This is a genomic window from Phytohabitans rumicis, assembly GCF_011764445.1.
In the GTDB taxonomy this organism is placed as follows: domain Bacteria; phylum Actinomycetota; class Actinomycetes; order Mycobacteriales; family Micromonosporaceae; genus Phytohabitans; species Phytohabitans rumicis.
In genome coordinates this window covers 218,404-236,138 of sequence record NZ_BLPG01000002.1, presented here as the reverse complement: position 1 = coordinate 236,138, position 17,735 = coordinate 218,404, and the positions used below count along the sequence as shown (strand labels likewise).

Below are 17,735 nucleotides of genomic sequence, written 5' to 3'. Positions count from 1 at the left end.
ATCCCCGACCCGCGCTGCCGGGTCCGTGAGACAAGCCCGCCCGGTGGTACGCCACCCCAACTCCGAACGCTCTCCCTGCTACGGTCGCACCGTGCCGATCTCAGACCGCGTGGGTGTCTGGCTTGGGGTTGACTTCGGCACCACGAGCACCGTGGCGGTGTTGCGGCACGGGGGCGGGGTGGTGACGCCGCTGCTGTTCGACTCATCGCCGTTGCTGGGTTCCGGGGTGTTCGCCGGCCCGGACCTCGAGTTGCTGACCGGTGCGGACGCCTATCGGGCAGGGCTGGCGCACCCGGGCGGGTTTGAGCCGCACCCGAAACGGCGCATCGACGAGGGCACTGTGTGGCTGGGCGATCGGGAGATCGCGGTGGTCGATGCGGTCGCGGCGGTGCTGGCCCGGGTGGGGCGGGAGGCGTGCCGGGTCGCCGGTGCGATCCCGGCGACGGTGGTGTTGACGCATCCGGCCACGTGGGGCGGCGTCCGCACGGATGTGCTGAGCGATGCGGCACGGCAGGCCGGCCTGGGCGATGTGCGTTTGGTGCCCGAGCCGGTGGCGGCCGCCGCCTATTTCACCACCGTGCTCGGTCATGAACTGCGGGCGGGTCGTGCGGTGGCGGTCTACGACCTGGGCGCCGGCACCTTCGACGCCAGTGTGGTCAGCCGCGACGGAAGCGGGTTCGACACGCTCGCCGCGGCCGGTCTTGCCGACCTCGGCGGGATCGATCTCGACGCGCTCGTGGTCGACCACGCCCGGCTCCTGACCAGGGACGCGGCCGCCGACGCGTGGGGGCGGTTGGACTGGCCACGGACCACCGATGACCAGCGGGCCCGCAGAACCTTGTGGGACGGTGCACGCGCGGTCAAGGAGCAACTGTCCCGCCATGCCGCTGCCGACCTGTACGTCCCCTTGGCCGACGCGACCGTGCGGCTGACCCGCGACGAGCTCGAACGGGCTGCCCGCCCACTGCTGCAGCACAGTGTCGAGGTGACGCTGACGACCCTGCGCCAGGCCGGCGTGCCCCGCGAGGCGTTGGCGGGGCTGTTCCTCGTTGGCGGTTCCAGCCGCGTCCCGCTCGTGGCCAGCCTGCTGCACCGTACCCTCGGGCTGGCCCCAACCGTGATCGAACAACCGGAACTGGCCGTAGCCACCGGCAGTCTCCACCTCGACCACCCCGGGCCCACCACGCCGGAGCAGGCGGCAGCGCCGAGTCCCGCGCCCCGGTCACCCACCACCGAACGCCAACCGCCCGAACCGGCCGGACCCCGCCGGACGAGCCCGGCGACCGCCACCGCGGCAGTAGCCCTGGTCGTGTTGCTGCCGAGCGACATCATGCTCGCCTCCCGGATCCTGGTGGACCAGGGCCCGGCGAGCGTGGTGTCCCTGCTCGGCGTGCAGATCGTCACGGCCCTCGGCTGGGCATGGATCCGCACACGCCGTATCCCACGACCGGGCTGGGGACACGTCGTGCTCACGGTTCTGACCGCGGTGCCCGCGGTTGCCGCTGCCGTGCTGATGTACCGAGAATTCGGCAACAGCACGATCCCGTCGGCAGTAGCCGTCACGGTGGCCATCACGATCGCTGTCGGCGCTCTACTGCCCGCCCGACCCGCCGACGACTGAGAGGACCTCCGCCGGGTCGGCCAAGGCGACCCGGCGGAGGCCGTCAGTCACCTAGAAGGCGTGCAGGCCATGGTGGACCAGCACCCAGTGCACCGGCTGGTAGTAGGACACACGGTCGTTTGTCGAACTGCGGCACTCCTCATCGATCCGGTTGCCACCGGACGTGATGCCGAGGGCTTCGACGCCGTTCCACATAGGACCGCCGCTGTCACCGTCCATGACACAAAGCGAGGTCTTGATCATGTTCTTCAGCGTGGTGCCGTCGATGTAGGTCACGGTAACGCTCGGCGAAAGCACTTCTCCGACCAGATCGCCGCTATGCGCGCCGGCACGCATCACGGAATCCGTGTCGGTGGGATAGCGGGAATCGATGATCTCGTAGTCCTTGCCGAAGGCGGTGACGGCCCCGTAGGCGACAACGGGCGGACCGACGGCTTCCGGGCCCTTGTACTCCATGACGGCGTAGTCCTTGTCGATGCCGCCGTAGTCCCACCAAATGCGCTTGCCGAGGTAGTGTTCCCCGTTCAATCTGTTCCACCACCGGTCGTCGGCGGTGTTCGCGCAGTGCCCGGCGGTGACGAAGTACTTCTGCCCGGCGGAGTTCCGGACGTTGAACCCGAGAGTGCAGTAACCGACACCGTCCTTCGGGTAGATACCGATGCCGCCTCGGGTCTCGATATCGGCCGCCGCCTGGAGGGTGCCAGGAAGCTCCTCGATGCGCGCCGCGTCGCCGTAGCCCGCGGCGAGTTCCCTGAGCCGCTTCTCGTCGGCGGCGGACACCCCGTCGAAGATGTCGATGACGACCTGGTTGCTGCTCGGGTCGACACCCCACGACGTGTTGGGGATCGGCCCGACGTCGGCGACCCGCTCGTCGAAGGTCGTGTGAATCGAGGCCAGGGCGGCCGTGCTGTACTTCACGACCTCCGCGACGCCGCCCGCGGCGCGGACGGCCTGAGCTGTCGCCTGGTCGGTGACGGCGATGACCAGCCGGCCGGTCTCGTTCCGGTAGACGCCGGCGGTGCGGTCGTCGCCGAACTCGGCGGCCAGCGCGCGCACGGCGGACGCCTCGGTGAGCGGGGTGGGGGCGGCGTGTACGACCTGCGGCATGGCCAACGCGCCGCCAAGTAAGGCGGCGGCAGTCGACGCGATGACGGCACGTCTGGTGATCAGACTTCGCATTGAACACTCCCTGAACAAGCTGGCACCGACCGGCTCTCCTTCGTCGTGGACGTTGGTGTACCGAGGACGTCGTAGCCTCCCCCGTCCGGTATGCCGTTTCCTTGCCATCCGCCAGCCGCGCCGCCTTGTCGGGGCGTCGTCGACGGGCGCACCATGGTGGGATGCGCCGCCGTACCGTTCGCCGGGACCGTACGGGGTGGATGGTGCTCACCGTGTGGATCACCGTTGTGGTGGCTCCCACTGTGGTCGCCGCCGCGTTCGGGCATGCGTCGATCGGCGTGGTGATGAGCTTCGTGATCGTGCTGGCGTGGCTCGGTTTGGTCGTCCGGGCGGTGCTCCGCGCCCGCAACTGGCGCGCTATCGCGTCGCGCGGGGCAGGCCCGCCGCTACCGCCGGGTGCCGGAGTCCGAGAACCCCGCCGGCCCAAGCCAAATCCAGTGGGGGAGCCGCGGCGCTACCGTGGCCCGACACCGCGCCGCGCTAGCGTCGGGTCCCATGATCGTATGGGTCAATGGCACGCACGGCGCAGGCAAGACGACGACCAGTGCCATCGTGCAGCAACTGATCCCGGATTCACGGGTGTTCGACGCCGAGAAGGTCGGCGAGACACTCATGGACATCACACCGGGGCTGCCCGAGACGGACAACTTCCAGCACTGGCCGCCGTGGCGTCAGCTCGTCGTCGAGACCGCCCGCCGCGTACTCGACTACACCGGCGGCACTCTGGTGATGCCCATGACGGTCCTGGTCGAGCAGTACTGGCGCGAGATCAGCACGGGCCTCGCCCAACATGCCATCCCGGTAAGGCACTTCGTCCTCCACGCCGACCAAGACACCCTCCGCGGGCGTATCGAGGGGGAACACCCCGTCCCTTCCCCGTTCCGCCTCAAATACCTTGAGCCCTACGCCGAGGCGGCTCGCACGTGGCTACATCGCGAGGCCGAGGTCGTCGACACCACGCACCTCACGCCCGCCCAGGCCGCCCTGCAGATCGCAGAGGCCGTCAAGAGTTGACGCTGATCTCAATCATCATCGGCGCAGGCAAGCTACCGCGTGAAGTAAGCGGCGCTTTCCGCGTCCGCGGGATAGTACGACTCGATCCCGATCTCGTCGAGGGTGATGTCCATCGGGGTGCCGAAGGTGGTGATGGTCGAGAACAGCCGTAGTTCTCGCCCGCCGACGCGAACGATCATCGGAATCACGACGTCCGATTCGACGCTTTGACTTGCCGCGAGGTCGGGTTCGGGCATGAGCAGTTCCTCGTAAATCGCGGTGAGCTCAGGGTCGGGAGCTGTCGCGAGTTGGCGTGTGATCCGGGCGCGGAACATCGCGCGCACGTCGGCCAGGTTGACGACCATGCGAGCGAACCCGCGCGGGTCCAGTCCGAGCCGCAGCAGGTTGACCGGCGGCTGCAGCAGGTCGGGAGCCACCTGTGCGAAGAACGGGTCGACCGCGCGGTTGGTCATCACGATGTTCCACCTGCGATCGAAGACCAGCGCCGGATACGGCTCGTGCGCGTGGAGCACCCTGCGGACCGCGTCGCGGGCCGCCGACAGCGCGCCGTCGTCCAGCGAACGCTCCGCGTATCGCGGTGCGAAGCCGGCGGCGAGCAAGAGCCGGTTGCGGTCACGCAGCGGCACATGGAGCTGATCCGCGAGTCGGAGGACCATCTCGGCGCTCGGCTTGGATTTCCCGGTTTCGACCAGGCTGACGTGACGAGCCGAGACATCCGCCGCAATCGCCAGGTCCAGTTGGCTGAGCCCCCGGCGCTGCCGCCACTGGCGCAAGAGTTCCCCGATCATGTACACGATCATGAAGCGTACTCAGCGCCGCGCGGGTCGCCATGAAATCGCATTTCATCGACAATCCAAGCGGTCCCGGAAACACTGCGTCCATGACCACCGAGAACAAGAGCATCGTTCAACGGGCGCTGGCAGGACTGATCGAGACGGGCGACGTCGAGGTGCTCGCCCAGTTCCTCAGCGATGACTTCGTCCACCACCGGCCAGATTCGACCACATCAACCAAGGCGCAATGGCTCGCCGCCGTCAGCGCCGCCTTGGCACCGATCGCCGGCATGCAGGTTGAGATCCTTCACATGCTGGCCGACGGTGATCACGTCGTGGTGCACTCGCGGCGCTGGCTTCCCGACGCGGGACCGGAGATTGTGGTCGTCGACATCTGGCGGATCCACGACGAGCTGATCGCCGAGGGATGGGAGACCATCGAGCCGGTTGCCCACGCTGCCGCCAACCTGGTGTGGTGGGAATCGGATCAGCGCTGACGAGACGGCTGGGAGGGTGCGACCGGCTGATGCTGGACGAGGAAATGGTGCACGAGAGCGTCGGTGACATGGCGGGGCACGGGTTCGCCGGTGACCAGGACGCGGTAGTGGATGGGACCGACGAGTTGGTCGATCGCGAGATCGAGGTCGGTGTCCGGGGGTAGCTCGCCACGCTCGACGGCTCGTGACAGGGGGAGACGATCGCGCTCGCGCTGCTGGCCGAGGTAGTCGGCGCGTAGTCGGATCGCCAGGTCCGGGTCGTGCTGCGCCTGCCCGACGAGTGCCCGGAAGACGGCACCCGCGTCCGATCGGGTCAGGAAATCGGCGAGCTTACTCAGGTGGGTGCGCAGGTCGAGTCCCAGATCGCCGTGGTCGGGCGGGGTCAGATGCTGCGCCATGTCGTCGATGAAGGCATCCATCAGGATGTCGACCTTGGAGGGCCACCAGCGGTAGATGGTCTGTTTCGCCACGCCGGCTCGCGCCGCGATGCCCTCGATCGTCACGCCGGCGAACCCGCGTTCGACCAGCAGGTCATCGGCGGCCTCCAGGACCGCCTGCCGAGCTCGTTCGCTGCGCCCGTACCGGTTTCCGTGGTGCTCGGTCATTGCCCTCCTTCGCTGAGCGAGCGTACCGAACGCTAGACACAACGCAACGTCGCGTCTAGTCTAGCCGGCATGGCCACGACACTGCACAGTCCATCGGTCCGTACCGTGCTCGACCGGCTGTTCGCCGCCGCGGCGAATGACGACGAGCAGCCACCTCCGCCGATCTCTGGGTCGTCCACCTCTGCCACCGCACGGCAGCGGGCCGACGCGCTGCAGACCTTCTACCTACCGATCTCCGCGCGGGGAGGCGAACTGCTCTACACACTCGTGCGCGCCAGCCGCCCGACGACGGTGGTGGAGTTCGGCACCTCGTTCGGGATCTCCACCGTGTACCTCGCCGCCGCGATCGCCGACAACGGCGCCGGCCGGGTGTTCGGCACCGAGTTGAACCCGGCCAAGGTCACGGCCGTGCGAGCCAACCTCGACGAGGCCGGCCTGGGTGACCGGGTGACCATCCTGGCCGGTGACGCCCTGGACACCCTGGCCGACATCCCGGGACCCATTGGCGTGGTGCTGCTGGATGGTTGGAAGGATCAATGCCTACCGGTACTTCGCCTGCTCGAACCACGGCTCGAGTCGGGCGCGCTGGTCGTGGCCGACGACATCGAACTCCCCGCCATGGCCGACTACCTCGACTACGTCCGCGACCCCGCCAACGGGTACGTCAGCGTCACCTTCCCGGTGGAAGACGGCATGGAGATCAGCTGCCGGTCCGCTGCCGAGGGCCCGGCCACCGTCGAGGGGGAGGCTATCCCGGATCCCAGAGGCGTTTTTTCGCCTGGTCAGCGTACGGGTCGTAGCCGAGCCGGCGGGTGATCTCCACGGCGTGGTCCAGGTGGGCAAGTACGGCGCGGGCCTTCCAGCTCCAGTCGTCGTAGTTCAGGATGGCCGCGGCGGTAGCGGGCGTGGTGTCGCTGAGAATCGCGGCGGCCTCACGCGCCGAGAGGGTCAGCAGCCGCTTCGCGACGACCCGCCACGTCACGGTGTCGACGTCGTGCGCCTCGTGCCGCACCAGCAGGCGCAGCACCTCCAGTTCGTGGTCGCGATGCAAGCCGCGCAGGATCGCCTCGAGCCACCAGAACCGCACCTCCTTGAGGGCGGCCAGCACCGCGGCGGCGTCGAGCGGCTCGAGCCTTTCGAGCTCGGCTCTGGCCAGGTAGTGAATGCTGCCGGCCATCGAACGCGCCAGGTCTCGCTGCGATGTGTCGGGCGGACGCGGTGGGCGTCGTTGCGAGGGCTGGGGCGGCGGCGAGTAGTGATGGGGCGAGCGCCGCAGGTCGTCGGCCTCGTCGTGCCGGCCGGTCGCGTCGAGCAGGTCGGCGCCGATCCACCGCGCGGCGTCCGTCAGCCTTTGCTGTACGGCGGGGTCGAGCCGGCCGACCTTCAGGATCGTCATCGCCTCGCGGAGGCGGGTCAGCGCGTCCTCGTGGCGATGCCCGGCGTCGCGGCAGAGGCGGGCGAAGGTGACCAGCGTGCGGGCCAGGTCGACGGCGTGCCGTGGCATGCTGATCCGGGCGAGCCGCCGGTAGATCGCGGCCGCCTGGTCCTGCGTGTCGATGGCGTCCGGCCAGCGTTCGAGCCGGCCCAGGACCTCCGCCTCGACCAGCAGCGCGCGGGCCAGGTCGCCGTCGTAGGCGATGTTCACCGCCGCCAGCCGCCGGAAGACCTTCACGGCGCCGGCCACGGCGGCCTCCGCCTCGGGGAGCCGGCCGAGTGACAGCAGTGTCTTGGCCCGGCCCAGCAGGGTGGTGGCGAAGTCCGACTCGAGTCCGGCGTCGGGGTCGGCGGCGACCGCCCGCAGGAGCGTGACGGCCTCGTCCAGCGCGTCCAGGGAGTCGTGGCCGCGGTCGCCCTGGCGCAACTGGTCGGCCTGCTGGATGAGCGCGCGGATCAGCGCGAGGCGGTGCCGCGGTGCGGTCGCCACCAGCTGGCGCAGCTGGGTTATTGCCCGGCCGCGGGTCTTCAACGACGACGCGTTGTGGCCCTGGTGCCAGAGCGCCAGGCTGAGGTCGGCCAGGCAGCCGGCGACCGCGGCGGTCGCGGGCGCGGCCCGTACCCCGGGATCGGTCCAGAGGCCGATCGCCTCGGACAGCACCGTTACCGCGGACGCCCACTCTTCGGCACGTATGTGGGCCGTGCCGAGGCTGCGCAGCGCGAGCTCCAGCTGCGCGGCGTGGCCGGCCCGGTCGTCGGCGACCAGGCGGCGGGCGGCGTCGACGGCCAGGGTGAGCAGGGCGATGCCTTTGGGCACCTGCCCGGCGTCGAGTAGGCGCCAGCCCAACTTCTGGGAGAGCCGGGCCGCGCGCAGCGGGTCCGCGGTGTGGCCGGTCAGGTCGGTGGCCAGCCGTTCGGTGATCGCCGCGATGCCGGCGTACAGGTCGCCGCTCGGCTCGGTGGGCAGGGCGGACTCGATCGCCTCCAGTACGTCCAGCGGCATGGCCGGCGCGGCGGCGATGGCCGACAGGGCGGGTGCGCCGGCGTGCACGGCGAGGTCCGGCCGTTCGCGCAGCAGCGGCAGGAGTTGGCGCTCGGTCAGGTGCGGCCAGCGCCGTGCGGTCTCGACCAGGAGCGGCAGGGCGGTGACCGCGCTGCGCGTGCTGGCGGCGACCAGCGCGGCGAACGCGTCGTTGGCCCACGGGTCGGCGCGGAAGCCGTCGACGGCGTGCCCCGGTGTCTGGAGCGCCACGAAGTCTTCGGCCAGCCGATCCGGGTACAGCGGTTCGAGCGCCGTGGTCGAGTCGTGCGGCGGGTAGCACATGGCGTGGTCGTCCAGCACCTGCCCGGCGGCTCCGGCGTCGTCGGCGACGGCGGTCGCCTTGAGCGCGGCCACGGCCGCCGCGTAGTCCAGCGACCGGGTGAGCGCGGCCAGGTAGACGGCCCGCCCCATCACCCGCGGAGTGGACTGGATCCGCCGGTCGTTGTCGTACATGGACTGCCAGTGGCTGCGTTCGCGGTCCAGCAGGTACGCCGACAGGGCGCCGGGATCGGTCGGCGGGACGTCGCCCTGCCGGGTGGCCAGTACGCCGGCGAGCGCAGCCATGTGGATGGTCAGCACCGAGCCCTCGACTTCAGCAGGCGGGTGCCCGGGGTCGCGCACGCCGAGGGCCTCGGCGAAGCACGAGCTGGCCACGCGGTACACGTGCCGGGAGTCGTCGTGGGTGGCGCCGAGCGGGGTCAGCTCGGAGGTGTCCGCCCGCACGCCGAGCGCCTCCGACAGGCGGTGGGTCAGCGCGTACCACCAGTTGCCGATCGGCCGGGCAAGCAGCAGTACGCGCAGCGTCGGGCCGCCGTGCAGCCGCCGGTCGAGCAGGAGCGCCAGCAGGTCGGACGTCGGCCACCGCTCCGCGTAGTCCACCAGCACCAGGACCCGGCTGTACGCGGCGAGCGCACCCTCGTCGTGTTGCACCTCGATCGGGCGGACGGCGACGTCCCGGCTGTGCCGGGCGCGCAGCGTGATCCAGCCCGCGGCGTGGGACATCTCCGCGAACCGGTGCGCCAGGCGGGTCTTTCCTTGGCCCGCCCCGCCGTGTACGAGCCGGACCGCGACCGCCGCGGCCTCGTCCCGCCACGCGGCCAGGTCGGCGATCTCCCGCTCCCGGCCGGTGAAACGGACCACCTGGTTCCCGGCGTTCAGCAGCCGGCTGGGCTGCTCGTCGGTCACCGGTGGGCCGGCGTCGAACGACAGTTCGTCGATGTGGTGCGTGCCGATCCGCTGGTGGACGTAGACGTCACCGTGCTGGACCGCCACCAGCGTCGCGTTGTCGCGGGCGAGGTTGAGCTGGCCGGGCCGAACGTCATCGTTCATCGGAAGGGCCCGGCTCACCGATGATCAGGTCACCGCCCTGCACGCTGAACATGGTCGCGGCGCCGGAGGCTTGGTTGATCTGGACAGGGGCGGCCGGCGGGACCTCGCCACCGGCCCCGGCCGGCGGCTCAATCCGGCCTCGGGGCCAGGTGCGGAACGCGACCACCAAGCCCGCCACGCCGACCACGGCCGCCAAGATCGCGCCGACCACACTGGACAGTTGGTCGGCCCGGTCCAGCCCGATCGTGGCGAGATAGACGATCCATCCGGCGACGGCCAGGACGGCACCCAGCAAGGCCGCCAACGCCCACAACCGCCGCTTCATCCGCCCATGATGGACGAGGCCGCGATGACGCGGAAGCGGGCGCGTAGGACCTCGCGTGTCATCCCCGCGACAATGGCCGACGTGGAGGAGGTCGAGGTCGAGGCGATGGCTATGGCGCCGATCCCGACTCCTGAATCCCGGCTGTGAGGCTGCACGTTGCCGATCGCCGCGGCCGTGGGTTACCTGGGGGAGCACAGCCGGCGGTAGCCGGGACCGCGACACGGGGTGGTGACGCCGATGGCGAACGGGTGGCTGGCCGCGGTCGGCGCGGCCGGGCCCGCGAGATCGCCCAGGCGCACGCCACCTTCCTGTCCACCGGCATGTTGGACGTCGGGTCGATGCCCATCCGGGACGTCGTGGCCGGCTCGTGGCTGCGCTCGACGCAGGCGCACGTGGACCCGGACGCCGATCCGCCGGTCACGCTGCTGGACGACGACCTGGCCGGCTACCGGTCGGCGCATCCGCTGTCGGCGGTGCTGCCGGTGCTGCGCGACCACTACCAGCAGACCAAGAATCTGCTGGTCAGCTACTCACCCAAGGCCCTGGGCTTCTTCTAGGCTCCATTGAGGACAGGCCATGGCATCCCGCGTCGACATCACCCCGGCCGCCGCCGACGTACTCCGCTCACTGCGCGGCGCCCACGGACCGTTGATGTTTCACCAGTCCGGCGGCTGCTGCGACGGCAGCAGCCCGATGTGCTACCCGAGGGAGGGTTCCGCACCGGCTCCTCCGACGTCCTGCTCGCCGAACTGGTCGTCGACGGCGTCGCCGAACCGGTCACCTTCTGGATGGCCGCCACCCAGTTCGAGCGCTGGCGCCACACGCACCTCACCGTCGACGTGGTCCCCGGCCGCGGCAGCGGATTCTCCCTCGAAGCACCCGAAGGCGTCCGGTTCCTCATCCGCTCCCGGCTACTGACCCCGCAGGAGCAGGCCGCCCTCGACGCCTGAACCGCACCCGCCCGGCCGGCGGTGACCGGCCGGGCGGGTGGAGGCGAATCGCCGCGGGATGCAAAGATCATTGCCATGCCGATGCTGTTCTCCTATGGCACTCTGCGGGACCCGGCCGTGCAGCAGGCAACGTTCGGCCGGCTGCTCACCGGCCAGGGCGATCATCTGCCGGGCTACGCCGTGACGATGCTGGAGATCACCGACCCGGATGTGCTCGCGGTCAGCGGCCAGACCCACCATCCGATCCTGGTCGAGACCGGCGACGAGGCGGACAGCGTGCCGGGCGCGGTGTTCGAGCTGACCGACGACGAGTTGGTCGCCGCCGACGGCTACGAGGTCGACGACTACTACCGCGTCCTGGTCTCGCTCGCCTCCGGCATCCGCGCCTGGGTGTACGTCGCCGCCACACCGTGACCACCCCGCTGTCCGGTGGTGTGCTGGACGCCGGGGCCGGGCATCGATACCGTCAGTTCGTCCACGGCGGACTGTCGACAATGGAGGTCCCTTATATGAGCATCGCACGGCCCCGCATCCACCGCCTCCTGTCCGTCGTCGCGGCCGCGGTCACGGCGCTGACCCTGCTCGGCCCCGTTCGCGCCGAGGCTGCCAGCCAGTACTTCGAGCTGAGGGGCTTCAACGGCAGCGGCGACTTCGACCCCAAGTGCGCCTCGGTCGGCGGTGCCAGCCTGGAGAATGGCGCACCACTGGTCAGCTGGGGATGCAAGCCCTTCGGCGGCAACGCCGAACAGATCTGGAGGTGGTACGGGGGACGAACATCATGAACTCGAACAGCGGCAAGTGCCTGGCCATCGGTGACAGCAGTCGCGAACCGGGCGCCCGCGCCGTCCAATGGACCTGCAACCTCAGCAAGGCCGATCAGCACTGGGAAAAGCTCTCCGCCGGAGCAGGTCAGGGCTGGCTCCTCCGGAACGTCAACAGCAACTATGTCCTCGCCGTCTCAGGCGGCTCCAGGGCCAACGGCACATGGATCGTTCAGTGGCCGTACTCCAACAGCCTTGAGCAGAGGTGGGAAGAGCACCACATCTGATCGGTCGTTGTACGGCCCGTCACTCGTACCGGTACTTCAGCGAGTCCGCCTCCGCCTGCTCGATGTCAGCGATCGTCAGCTCCGGCATCCGCAGCTGGGCCAGCGTCACCTCGGCGGAGGTGGGCTGGGCGTCCGCGGGCAGCCACTGCTCGGGCTTCCAGGCCCCGCTGCGCAGCAGCGCCTTGGGCAGTGCGGGTAGACCTCCTCGATCCCCAGCACCAGCGCACTGGCCGGCGGTTTGCCCACGGCGGTCAGCTGCGACAGCAGCTCGGGGCGAGTGGAGACGCAGGCCCGGCCGTTCACCCTGAGCGTCGTGGTGCGCCCCGGGATGACGAACAGCAGCCCGGCCCGCCCGGTGGCGATGACGTTCTGCAGGGTGTCCAGGCGCTTGTTGCCGGTCGCGTCCGGTATCGCCACCGTCCGTGCGTCCAGGACGGCGACGAACCCGGCGGGGCCGCCGCGCGGGGAGACGTCACAGTTGCCCTCGGCGTCCACGCTGGCGACCAGGACCAGCGACGAGCAGCCGATCAACCGCCGGGTCTGCTCGGTGAGTTCGGTCATCTGCTTTCGCACGGCCGCGTCGCTGGGCAGTTCGTAGGCCCGGCGCAGTGCCTCCTGGTCGGGCACGGCGTCGAGGCGCAGCGAGTCGAAGGCGCTGGCGGCAAGGGCTGGCGTCATGCCGCCGACCCTAATGGACCGACCTGGCTGACGACCTACCATAGGCGGAGCTGGATGTGCGGTTAGGATCTCCGGCTGTGGCTGAGATCGGTGACACCGAAAGCGGTTCAGCTCTTGCTGCGCTGCAAGACCATGGCTTCGTGGTGCTGCGCGCGTTGCTGTCCGACGCGGAGCTCGCCGCGGCCCGCGACCACGCGGACGACCTTCTGCGCGGGGCCGACTGGAGCGACAACGGTTTCGACGGCCGGCGCACCCGGCGCGTGTACTCCCTGCTGAAACGCGTCGGGTCCCTCGAACCGCTGCTGCTCCACCCCGAGGTGCACCACCTCGTCACCGCTTGCCTGGGTGAGGTCTACCAGTTCGGCATGCTGTTCCTGTCTGCCGTGGATCCGGGTCAGGGTGCCCAGCAGCTGCACTTCGACGCGGGGTCTACCCCCTTCCCCGGGAGGTGGAGGCGGAGATCAACGTCATCTGGGCGCTCGACGACTTCACCGCCAGCAACGGTGCTACCTTGATCGCTCCGGGCAGCCACCGCTGGGCCGCGGGACGCCGTCCGCAGCCGCAGGAGCTTGTTCCGGCGGTCATGCCCGCCGGTAGTGCGCTGGTCTACAGCGGCCGCCTGTGGCACGCCGCCGGACATAACACCGCCGAGACCACACGCCGTGCCCTGATCTGCGAACACGTCTTGCCCTGGCTCCGGCCCGCCGACAACCACATCCTGGCCACCGGCATCGACCGGCTACGCAGTCTGGCCCCCAACCTTCGACGCCTGGCTGGAGTCGCGCTGGCCAGCGATTACCTTGGATTCGTCGCGGGCCAAGACCCTGAGCAATGGCTGCGGTCTGCCACTGTTCGCGCTCGAGATGTGCGCAGTTAGTCACGGCGCATAGGGCGGTATATCTGCTTGCTGTCCTTGCTCGAGGGCGACGAGCGTACGAGCGCGCTGCTCGAAGCGTTGCGCTCCATTGAACAGGAATCAGGCTCAGGACGGGCTCTGCGGCAGTATGACCACCTTGCCGGTGGCCTGGTTGTCCTCCATGTGCCGGTGGGCCGCGGCGACGTCGTCCAGGCCGCAGACCCGGTCGACGTTCGGCTGGTAGATGCCGGCCTCGACGTTGTGGACGACCCGCTGGAGTACGGCCGCGCCCGCGCTGCCCTTGGCGTCGTCGCTGTGGAAGGCCGTGAGCCGGGTCCCGGAGGGGATCATCGCGATCGGCTCGAAGTCGCGGATCAGCCATCCGCTGAGGGAGCCCGCCACGCAGACGGTCCCGCCCCGGCAGACCAGGCGCAGCGAGTCGACGACCGTGCTCGTCCCGACGAGATCCAGGACGTGGCTCGGCCCGGCCGGCCACGGCGTGCGCGGCGACGCTCCGTCATCGAGGAGTACGTGGTCGACGCCCGCCGCGGTCAGCGCGCCGGCCTTCTCGGGCCGGCGGGTCGTGGCCGCGATCTCGACGCCGTGGCCGTGCGCGATCGACGCGGCGGCCATGCCCACCGACGACGTACCGCCGCGGATCAGCAACCGCTCACCTGGCCGGATCCCCAGCGCGTCGAAGGCGCCCTGCGCGGTCAGGTACGTCTCCGGCAGCGCGGCCAGCACCTCCCAGGGCAGCGTGGTGGTCACCGGCATGAGCAGCGTGTTCGGCAGCAACACGTACTCGGCGTAGCCGCCGTCGAACTCCCGGCCCATCTGGCCCATCACCGCCGCGACGGTCGTGCCCTCCGGCAGCGAGGGATCGGTCGATACCGCCATGGTGCCCACGCATTCGATCCCCAGCACGCGCGGGAACCGCACGCTCGGCGAATGGCCTTGACGGGTCCGCAACTCCGAACGGTTGAGGCCCGCGCCCATCACCCGCACCAGGCTCCAGCCGTCCCGCACCGCCGGCACCGGCAGCTCACGAATCTCCAGGACCTCGGGGCCGCCCGCCCGGACGCAGACCGCGGCTCGCATCGTCGTTCTCATGTCCTGAACTGTCGCCAGGCAGCCTTGCGGCCGCCCACCGTTAGAATGCCAAGCTATGCCCGTAGCCCGCCAATCCCGGATCTGGCCGTCCGGGGCGTGCACCTGTGGCCGTCGGGCGGGACCAGCCGGGCACACTCCCACCCACGCGGGCATTTGGTGTACGCGGCCAGCGGCGTCCTGTCCGTGCACACCGAGCGAGGCACCTCGGTTGTTCCGGCCAACCGGGTCGCGTGGATCCCGGCCGGGTCCACGCACCACCACCGCGCGCACGGCGACACCGATATGCGGATAGTCTTTCTGCCGCCTTCGCTCGCCCGGCTCGCGCCCGCTCGCCCGGCGGTCTTCCTGGCCTCCGGCCTCGTCCGCGAGGTCCTGCTGACCCTCACCGGAACGCGGCACTTCGACCGCGGCGCTCGCGCCCGCCTGCACCGGGTCCTGGTCGACGAGCTCCGCGAGGCGCCCGAGCAGCCCACGCAGCTGCCCGAGCCACGCGACGACCGGTTGCGGGCGGTAGCTCGCATCGTGGACGACAACCCCGCCGATAGCAGCCCGCTGGCCGCGCTCGGTCAGCGGGTCGGAGCCGGCGCCCGCACGCTCAGCCGCCTCTTCCACGACGAGCTCGGCATGACGTTCTATGAATGGCGCACCCAGCTGCGCATCTGTCACGCGCTCGTACTGCTCGCCGAGGGCCACGACACGACGCGCGTCGCGCACGCCTGCGGCTGGGCGAACCCGAGCAGCTTCATCGCCGCCTTCACCGCGATCGTCGGCACCACGCCGGGCCGCCATCGGCGCTTGTACATTGACCGCGAACGTTCACCAGGTCGGCGACACGAATGAGCCGCGGGCGCTCCCCACGCGATCCTGTATGGACAGTGTGCCTACACCCTATCGATGGATGGCCGGGTTCCGGACGCGCTGCACCTGCCCCATACTGCATCCGTGCAGTTCATCGGCGCCGTGTGGCGTATCGGTTTGCCGCTTGTCGTTGTTGCGAGCAGTGCCCTCGTGCTGGTGTTAGCCGTTCGTGCCCGAGGAGAACTGCCACCGCTCTCGCGTTCCTTCGGCTGGGTCGTTCCCCTGGTCTGGCTTACGTTGGTCGGGGATGCCGTACTCGGTGATCAGCGTCCGGTTTTCGAGCGGCAATGGAAGGGGACAGCGGCGTTACTTGTCGGTTTGGGCGGCGCCGTCTACCTGTGGAAGCGCCACCGCCAGCGAAGGGGGACACGCCAGAACCTGCATTGACCCGGCAGGAGCAGCCCACTCTCACCGCGACTCTGACGCACTCGGAGCGCCGCAGCGACGTCACCGTGTTCGTCACGGTGCCGGCGCTCGGGGAGCATGTCGTCGAGGGCACCGTGACACGCTGGCTGAAACATGTCGGCGACACCGTCGAGGCCGGCGAGCCGCTGTTCGAGATCTCGACCGACAAAGTTGACACTGAGATACCCGCGGAAGCTTCCGGCACGCTGCTGGAGATCAAGGTCCTCGAAGGAGAGACCGCACCGGTAGGCGCGGCAATCGCAGCAATCAAGCCCGTCAGGAAGTGACGGCTTGGGAGCCGTCGGTCAGTGTGGTCATGGCGCGACGAATGCGGCTGTCTGCCGCCGGGTTGGTGCCGTCGGTGAGCGCGACGTGGTGCAGCACACCGACCACGGCAAGAGCGAGAGCGTCCGTGTCGGCGCTCGCAGGTATCCGTCCGAGCTGCTGCTCGGCGACCAGGTAGTCGACCGTCGCGCGTTCGAGTGCCTGCGGCGTTCTTCACGTACCGCTGCGTGGATCCGGGTCTGGAACTGGAACGCGGACCGGTGGATGCGCTTCGCGCAGCCTTCGGCGACCTGGCCGCGGGCGTGCCTGAGGCGATCCGCCACCTTGAGAATGACCCTGCCGGCGCCTACTTCGATCGGGTCAGCCAGGTGGTCATGCCACGATGGAGCACCGGTCGGATCGTGCTCCTCGGAGACGCGGCCTGGTGCGTCACACTCTTCGCCGGGCACGGCGCGGCCTTGGCGCTCGCCGGCGCCGATCAGCTCGGCGCTGTCCTGCAGCGGCACGGTCACGACCTCCCGGCGGCCCTGGCCGACTGGGAAGCCGGCCTGCGACCTGAGGTCACCAAGCGGCAGGCACACGCCCGCCGCGGCATGTACCAGTACGCGCCACCGAGCCGCCTCCACGTGTGGCTGAACGACGTCACGATCCGAGCGATCACCCTGCCCGGCGTCCGCGGCCTCGTCCGCCGCGGCCTCGAACGACAGAACCGCTGATCAAGGAACGAGTACCACTGCGCCCCGTACGCCGCGTTGGGCCAGCCGCTCGTGGGCCGCCGCCGCGTCGGCGAAGGTGTACACCCCGGCGACCCGCAGCGGTATGTCGCCGCTTTCCACGAGTTTCACCAGGTCGCCCAGCCGGTTGCCGTCCGGTAGCACGTCCAGTGCGAACGTTCGGATGTCCCGCACCGGCTCCGGGCGCAGCGGGGGTGAGGCGGCCACGTAGCCGCCACCGTCCCTGACCAGTTCCAGCAGTGACGGGCCGATCACCGCCGGGTCGACAACTGCGTCGAAACTGCCCGGCGCTAGCGGGATCGGATCGTCCGAGCGCGGCACGAACGTCGCGCCCTGTGACTCGACGAACTCGCGGTCGTCGGCCCCGGCGATGCCGGTGGCGCGGATACCGCGGATCCGGGCCAGCGCGAGGGTGAATCCGCCGACCTGCCCCGCGGCGCCGGTGACCAGCACGGATGAGCCCGCCGGGAGCGCGAGCAGGTCGAGTGCCTGGGCGGCGGCGAGGCCATTGGTCGGCAGGGTCGCGGCCTCGGTGGCGGGAATGCCGGTGGGCGCGGCGGTCAGCCAGGCGGCCTCGAGGACCACGTACTCCGCGTGGGCGCCGACGGTGGTGCGCACCCAGGGGGAGAAGCCGATGACATCGTCGTCCAGCCGGAGGTCTCCGATGGCCGGACCCACCGCGTCGACCCTGCCCGCCACGTCCCAGCCGGGTACGTACGGCAGTCCGGCCGGCAGCGGTGCCGGGAACCGACCGGCACGAATCATGAGGTCGACCGGGTGGACGACGGACGCGGCGACCCGCACCCGTACCTGTCCCGGTCCGGGCTCGGGCACGGGCAGTTCCGCCACGTGCAAGACCTCCGGTCCTCCGAACTCCGCATAGCTGACTGCGCGCATCGCCGTACCCTCCGTGAATGTCGTGGTCTCCCATGACATTAGGTACCTTGGGCACTGTGAGAAAGTAGGTACCTTGGAGTGCCTAAGGCACCGGC

Annotated in this window: 21 protein-coding genes and 2 pseudogenes; 15 read left to right on the top strand and 8 right to left on the bottom strand. The window is 70.0% G+C overall.

What is annotated here, in order from left to right; genetic code table 11:
- Nucleotides 1–91 precede the first annotated feature (91 nt).
- The gene (locus tag Prum_RS44735; RefSeq protein ID WP_173085236.1) at nucleotides 92–1,621 is read left to right on the top strand and encodes an Hsp70 family protein; all 1,530 of its coding nucleotides are present in this window, start codon (nucleotides 92–94) and stop codon (nucleotides 1,619–1,621) included.
- Nucleotides 1,622–1,672: 51 nt separating this feature from the next.
- Here Prum_RS44735 and Prum_RS44730 read toward each other — a convergent pair whose 3' ends face one another.
- The gene (locus Prum_RS44730; protein ID WP_173085234.1) at nucleotides 1,673–2,800 is read right to left on the bottom strand and encodes a S1 family peptidase; all 1,128 of its coding nucleotides are present in this window, start codon (nucleotides 2,798–2,800) and stop codon (nucleotides 1,673–1,675) included.
- Between the two features lie 495 nt (nucleotides 2,801–3,295).
- Between Prum_RS44730 and Prum_RS44725 the strand changes: the two genes are divergently transcribed.
- Entirely contained in the window at nucleotides 3,296–3,814 is a 519-nt protein-coding gene (locus Prum_RS44725; RefSeq protein ID WP_173085232.1) for an AAA family ATPase, read from the top strand.
- Between the two features lie 32 nt (nucleotides 3,815–3,846).
- Here the strand turns inward: Prum_RS44725 and Prum_RS44720 are convergent, their stop codons facing one another.
- Complete coding sequence (locus Prum_RS44720; RefSeq protein WP_246278756.1) at nucleotides 3,847–4,602, bottom strand: helix-turn-helix domain-containing protein; 756 nt, start codon at nucleotides 4,600–4,602, stop codon at nucleotides 3,847–3,849.
- Nucleotides 4,603–4,694: 92 nt separating this feature from the next.
- Here Prum_RS44720 and Prum_RS44715 point away from each other — a divergent pair, with 92 nt between their 5' ends.
- Entirely contained in the window at nucleotides 4,695–5,084 is a 390-nt protein-coding gene (locus Prum_RS44715; RefSeq protein ID WP_246278755.1) for a nuclear transport factor 2 family protein, read from the top strand.
- Here the strand turns inward: Prum_RS44715 and Prum_RS44710 are convergent.
- Nucleotides 5,075–5,689 carry a TetR/AcrR family transcriptional regulator gene (locus Prum_RS44710; protein WP_173085226.1) on the bottom strand — a complete coding sequence of 205 codons (615 nt, stop codon included), beginning with the start codon at nucleotides 5,687–5,689 and terminating at the stop codon, nucleotides 5,075–5,077. The genes Prum_RS44715 and Prum_RS44710 overlap by 10 nt on opposite strands.
- 69 nt (nucleotides 5,690–5,758) lie before the next feature.
- Here Prum_RS44710 and Prum_RS44705 point away from each other — a divergent pair, with 69 nt between their 5' ends.
- Nucleotides 5,759–6,505 carry an O-methyltransferase gene (locus tag Prum_RS44705; RefSeq protein WP_173085224.1) on the top strand — a complete coding sequence of 249 codons (747 nt, stop codon included), beginning with the start codon at nucleotides 5,759–5,761 and terminating at the stop codon, nucleotides 6,503–6,505.
- On the opposite strand, the gene Prum_RS44700 is transcribed toward Prum_RS44705, so the two are convergent.
- Together Prum_RS44700 and Prum_RS44695 are read right to left on the bottom strand one after the other, a co-directional pair.
- On the bottom strand, nucleotides 6,438–9,494 hold the full coding sequence (locus Prum_RS44700) for a tetratricopeptide repeat protein (protein ID WP_173085221.1): 3,057 nt from the start codon (nucleotides 9,492–9,494) through the stop codon (nucleotides 6,438–6,440). The two genes, Prum_RS44705 and Prum_RS44700, sit on opposite strands and share 68 nt — an antisense overlap.
- On the bottom strand, nucleotides 9,484–9,819 hold the full coding sequence (locus Prum_RS44695; RefSeq protein WP_173085219.1) for a hypothetical protein: 336 nt from the start codon (nucleotides 9,817–9,819) through the stop codon (nucleotides 9,484–9,486). The genes Prum_RS44700 and Prum_RS44695 overlap by 11 nt, the downstream gene beginning before the upstream one ends.
- A 248-nt stretch (nucleotides 9,820–10,067) precedes the next feature.
- On the opposite strand from Prum_RS44695, the gene Prum_RS44690 reads away from it, so the two are divergent.
- The 5 genes and pseudogenes from Prum_RS44690 (at nucleotide 10,068) to Prum_RS44670 (ending at nucleotide 11,817) form a co-directional block, all read left to right on the top strand.
- Nucleotides 10,068–10,376: a hypothetical protein gene (locus Prum_RS44690; protein ID WP_173084848.1), complete on the top strand. Its 309-nt coding sequence runs from the start codon at nucleotides 10,068–10,070 to the stop codon at nucleotides 10,374–10,376.
- Between the two features lie 19 nt (nucleotides 10,377–10,395).
- A pseudogene (locus Prum_RS44685) lies at nucleotides 10,396–10,769 on the top strand (DUF779 domain-containing protein).
- 75 nt (nucleotides 10,770–10,844) lie between these two features.
- Nucleotides 10,845–11,183, top strand: a complete 339-nt coding sequence (locus Prum_RS44680; protein ID WP_173085217.1) for a gamma-glutamylcyclotransferase family protein — start codon at nucleotides 10,845–10,847, stop codon at nucleotides 11,181–11,183.
- A gap of 95 nt (nucleotides 11,184–11,278) precedes the next feature.
- Entirely contained in the window at nucleotides 11,279–11,551 is a 273-nt protein-coding gene (locus Prum_RS44675) for a ricin-type beta-trefoil lectin domain protein (RefSeq protein ID WP_173085215.1), read from the top strand.
- On the top strand, nucleotides 11,548–11,817 hold the full coding sequence (locus Prum_RS44670; protein ID WP_173085213.1) for an RICIN domain-containing protein: 270 nt from the start codon (nucleotides 11,548–11,550) through the stop codon (nucleotides 11,815–11,817). Before Prum_RS44675 ends, Prum_RS44670 begins: the two co-directional genes overlap by 4 nt.
- Before the next feature lie 105 nt (nucleotides 11,818–11,922).
- Here the strand turns inward: Prum_RS44670 and Prum_RS44665 are convergent, their stop codons facing one another.
- Entirely contained in the window at nucleotides 11,923–12,495 is a 573-nt protein-coding gene (locus Prum_RS44665) for an MSMEG_1061 family FMN-dependent PPOX-type flavoprotein (RefSeq protein ID WP_246278754.1), read from the bottom strand.
- A gap of 56 nt (nucleotides 12,496–12,551) precedes the next feature.
- On the opposite strand from Prum_RS44665, the gene Prum_RS55580 reads away from it, so the two are divergent.
- A complete protein-coding gene (locus Prum_RS55580) occupies nucleotides 12,552–13,010 on the top strand; it encodes a phytanoyl-CoA dioxygenase family protein (RefSeq protein ID WP_371871429.1) in 459 nt (152 codons plus the stop codon).
- A complete protein-coding gene (locus tag Prum_RS54245; RefSeq protein WP_173085209.1) occupies nucleotides 12,944–13,372 on the top strand; it encodes a phytanoyl-CoA dioxygenase family protein in 429 nt (142 codons plus the stop codon). The genes Prum_RS55580 and Prum_RS54245 overlap by 67 nt, the downstream gene beginning before the upstream one ends.
- A gap of 105 nt (nucleotides 13,373–13,477) precedes the next feature.
- Here the strand turns inward: Prum_RS54245 and Prum_RS44650 are convergent, their stop codons facing one another.
- A complete protein-coding gene (locus Prum_RS44650; RefSeq protein ID WP_173085207.1) occupies nucleotides 13,478–14,461 on the bottom strand; it encodes a zinc-binding dehydrogenase in 984 nt (327 codons plus the stop codon).
- Nucleotides 14,462–14,506: 45 nt separating this feature from the next.
- Between Prum_RS44650 and Prum_RS44645 the strand changes: the two genes are divergently transcribed.
- The 4 genes and pseudogenes from Prum_RS44645 (at nucleotide 14,507) to Prum_RS44630 (ending at nucleotide 16,725) form a co-directional block, all read left to right on the top strand.
- Nucleotides 14,507–15,301, top strand: coding sequence for an AraC family transcriptional regulator (locus tag Prum_RS44645; RefSeq protein WP_246278753.1), 795 nt, complete (start codon nucleotides 14,507–14,509; stop codon nucleotides 15,299–15,301).
- Between the two features lie 102 nt (nucleotides 15,302–15,403).
- Nucleotides 15,404–15,706: a hypothetical protein gene (locus Prum_RS44640; RefSeq protein ID WP_173084846.1), complete on the top strand. Its 303-nt coding sequence runs from the start codon at nucleotides 15,404–15,406 to the stop codon at nucleotides 15,704–15,706.
- Nucleotides 15,664–15,993 (top strand): annotated as a pseudogene (locus tag Prum_RS44635) (biotin/lipoyl-containing protein); the annotation flags it as partial. The gene Prum_RS44640 and the pseudogene Prum_RS44635, both read left to right, overlap by 43 nt.
- A gap of 213 nt (nucleotides 15,994–16,206) precedes the next feature.
- The gene (locus Prum_RS44630; protein WP_178132698.1) at nucleotides 16,207–16,725 is read left to right on the top strand and encodes a Rossmann-fold NAD(P)-binding domain-containing protein; all 519 of its coding nucleotides are present in this window, start codon (nucleotides 16,207–16,209) and stop codon (nucleotides 16,723–16,725) included.
- On the opposite strand, the gene Prum_RS44625 is transcribed toward Prum_RS44630, so the two are convergent.
- Entirely contained in the window at nucleotides 16,726–17,592 is an 867-nt protein-coding gene (locus tag Prum_RS44625) for an NADP-dependent oxidoreductase (protein WP_218577870.1), read from the bottom strand.
- Between the last annotated feature and the right edge of the window lie 143 nt (nucleotides 17,593–17,735).